Source organism: Nostocoides australiense Ben110 (genome assembly GCF_001050535.1).
Lineage (GTDB): Bacteria > Actinomycetota > Actinomycetes > Actinomycetales > Dermatophilaceae > Nostocoides_A > Nostocoides_A australiense.
In genome coordinates this window covers 4228016-4230688 of sequence record NZ_HG764815.1, presented here as the reverse complement: position 1 = coordinate 4230688, position 2673 = coordinate 4228016, and the positions used below count along the sequence as shown (strand labels likewise).

Below are 2673 nucleotides of genomic sequence, written 5' to 3'. Positions count from 1 at the left end.
GGCCTCGGGCGCGCCCCGGGCACCGACCAGGTCACCCTCCGCGCCCTGCGTCGCGACCCGCGCGCCTCCGACGAATTCCCTTCCGACATCAGGGAATTGCAGGGTTATCTCGCCGGGGAGTCCCTGATCCCGACCGTGTCGGCGCACCCAGGCGCGGGCACGCGGGTGCCGCTCTACATCCTCGGGTCTTCGCTGTACGGCGCGCAGCTGGCCGCCGCGTTCGGGTTGCCGTATGCCTTCGCGAGCCACTTCGCGCCCGACGCGTTGCACGCGGCGATGCGGGTCTATCGGGAGCGCTTCCAGCCCTCCGAGCAGCTCGCCGAGCCGTATGCCGTCGCCGCGCTCAACGTCATCGCCGCGGCTGAGGGCGGGGCGGCCCGCGAGCTGGCGGATCGGGTGCTCCGCTCCCGGGTGCGCAATCTCGCCGAGCGGGTCCCGGCATACGCCGGACGACTGGACGACGCGGCGGTCGACGCGCTGATGACCTCCCCCGTCGCGGACCAGGCCCGGCACATGCTCACCTACACGGCGGTGGGGGATCGCGACGAGGTGGCCGATTATCTGCGCACCTTCCGCGAGCAATGCGGGGCCGACGAGCTGATGATCACCAACCCCGCCCCCGACCTCGCCGCGCGGCATACGGTCCTCGACGTCCTCGCGGCCATCGACTGACGGTCCGCCTCGCCGGGGGTGTGGATAAGGCCCGGGCGGTGTCGGCCCGCGGACATAGGCTGGCCGGTATGCCGAATCTCCCCGAGCTCCTGCACGCCGCGGTCAGCGACCTCGGCGGCACGCAGCGGCCGGGTCAGACCCAGATGGCGCAGGCGGTGCTCGACGCCGTCGACAAGGAGGAGCACCTGCTCGTCCAGGCCGGCACCGGCACGGGCAAGTCCCTCGGCTACCTCGTCCCGGCGATCCTGCACGCGCAGCGCAGCGGCAAGCCCGCCATCGTCGCCACGGCCACCTTGGCCCTCCAGGGGCAGATCATCGATCGCGACCTGCCGCGGCTGGCCACCGCCCTGGCCCCGATCCTCGGGCGGCGCCCGACCTATGCCCTGGTCAAGGGCCGCCGCAACTATGTCTGCCTGCACAAGCTCGAGGGCGGCTTCCCCGACGAGGACGAGGGCCTCTTCGACGTGGGGGAGGCCGATGCCTCCGCAGGCCGGCTCGGCAAGGAGGTCGTTCGCCTGCGCGAATGGGCCCAGGAGACCGAGTCCGGTGACCGCGACGAGCTCGTCCCGGGTGTGTCCGAGCGGGCCTGGCGCCAGGTCAGCGTCGCCGCCGAGGAGTGTCTCGGCTCGCGCTGCCCGCTGGCCGGCGAGTGCTTCGTCGAACGCTCCCGGGCCGCCGCCAAGGATGTCGACATCGTCGTCACCAACCACTCCTTCCTCGCGATCGACGCCTTCGAGGGCCGCTTCATGCTGCCCGAGCACGAACTGCTCGTCATCGACGAGGGGCACGAGCTCGTCGACCGGATCACCTCCACCATCACCGACGAGCTGACCCCCGGCATGGTCAAACGGGCCGCCAAGCGCGCCCGCTCCGCCGACTCCAGCGACGTCCTCGACGACACCGCCCTCGTGCTCGAAAGGGCGCTGGAGCAACTGCCCGAGGCGCGGATCGACGCCGTTCCCGAGCAACTCGCGCTCGCCCTGGCGACGGTCCGCGACGCCGCCCGCACCGTCCAGTCCGAGCTGAAACCGCAACCGGGCGAGCAGATCGACGGCGCCAAACAGGTGGCCATCGCCGCCGTCGACGAGATCTTCGACAACAGCGCCCGCATGCTCGAGGAGCGCGAACTCGACGTCCTGTGGAATCGCGTCGATCAGCGCCGGGGCGCCGTCCTCAACGTCGCACCGATGAGCGTGGCGATGCTGGTGCGCGACAAGATCTTTCAAGACCGCACCGTCATCCTCACCTCGGCCACACTCGAGCTCGGCGGCACCTTTGATGCCCTCGCCGGCACGATGGGGCTACGGGGCGAGGGCGCACCGGCCTACACCGGGCTCGATGTCGGCAGCCCCTTCAACTACCCCGAGCAGGCGATCGCCTATGTCGCGGCGAAGCTGCCGGCGCCCGGTCGCGGGGGGCTCAGCGACCAGATGCTCGACGAGATCGAGGCGCTTGTCCGGGCCGCCGGCGGGCGCACCCTCGGCCTCTTCTCCTCCATGCGCGCCGCTCGCGAGGCCGCCGAGGCGATGCGAGATCGCCTGGGAGAGAGCGAGATCAGCATCCTGTGCCAGGGGGAGGACCAGATCTCCACGTTGGTGCGTGACTTCGCTCGCGACCCAACAACCTGCCTGTTCGGCACCCTCAGCCTGTGGCAGGGCGTCGACGTGCCCGGCTCGTCCTGCCAGCTCGTCCTCATCGACCGCATCCCCTTCCCGCGCCCCGACGACCCGCTCGCGTCGGCCCGCACCGAGGCCATCGGACGGATGGGCGGCAACGGCTTCATGGCCGTCTCCGCCACCCACGCCGCCCTACGCCTGGCCCAGGGCGCCGGCCGGCTGATCCGGTCCGCGAGCGATCGCGGTGTGGTCGCCTTCCTCGACTCGCGCATGATGACCGCGCGGTATGCCGGGTTCCTCCAACGCTCGCTGCCGCCGTTCTGGCCGACGACCGACCGGCAACTGGTGCTCTCTGCGCTGCAGCGCCTCGACCAGACCGCCCCGC

Annotated in this window: 2 protein-coding genes; both read left to right on the top strand. The window is 71.5% G+C overall.

The annotated features are described in order from the left end of the window. Window positions 1-672 (top strand): MsnO8 family LLM class oxidoreductase (locus BN11_RS24510; protein ID WP_048700412.1); only part of this gene is annotated, 672 nt, incomplete at its 5' end. 68 nt (window positions 673-740) lie between these two features. Further along, window positions 741-2673 (top strand): ATP-dependent DNA helicase (locus tag BN11_RS20960; RefSeq protein ID WP_048700410.1); only part of this gene is annotated, 1933 nt, incomplete at its 3' end.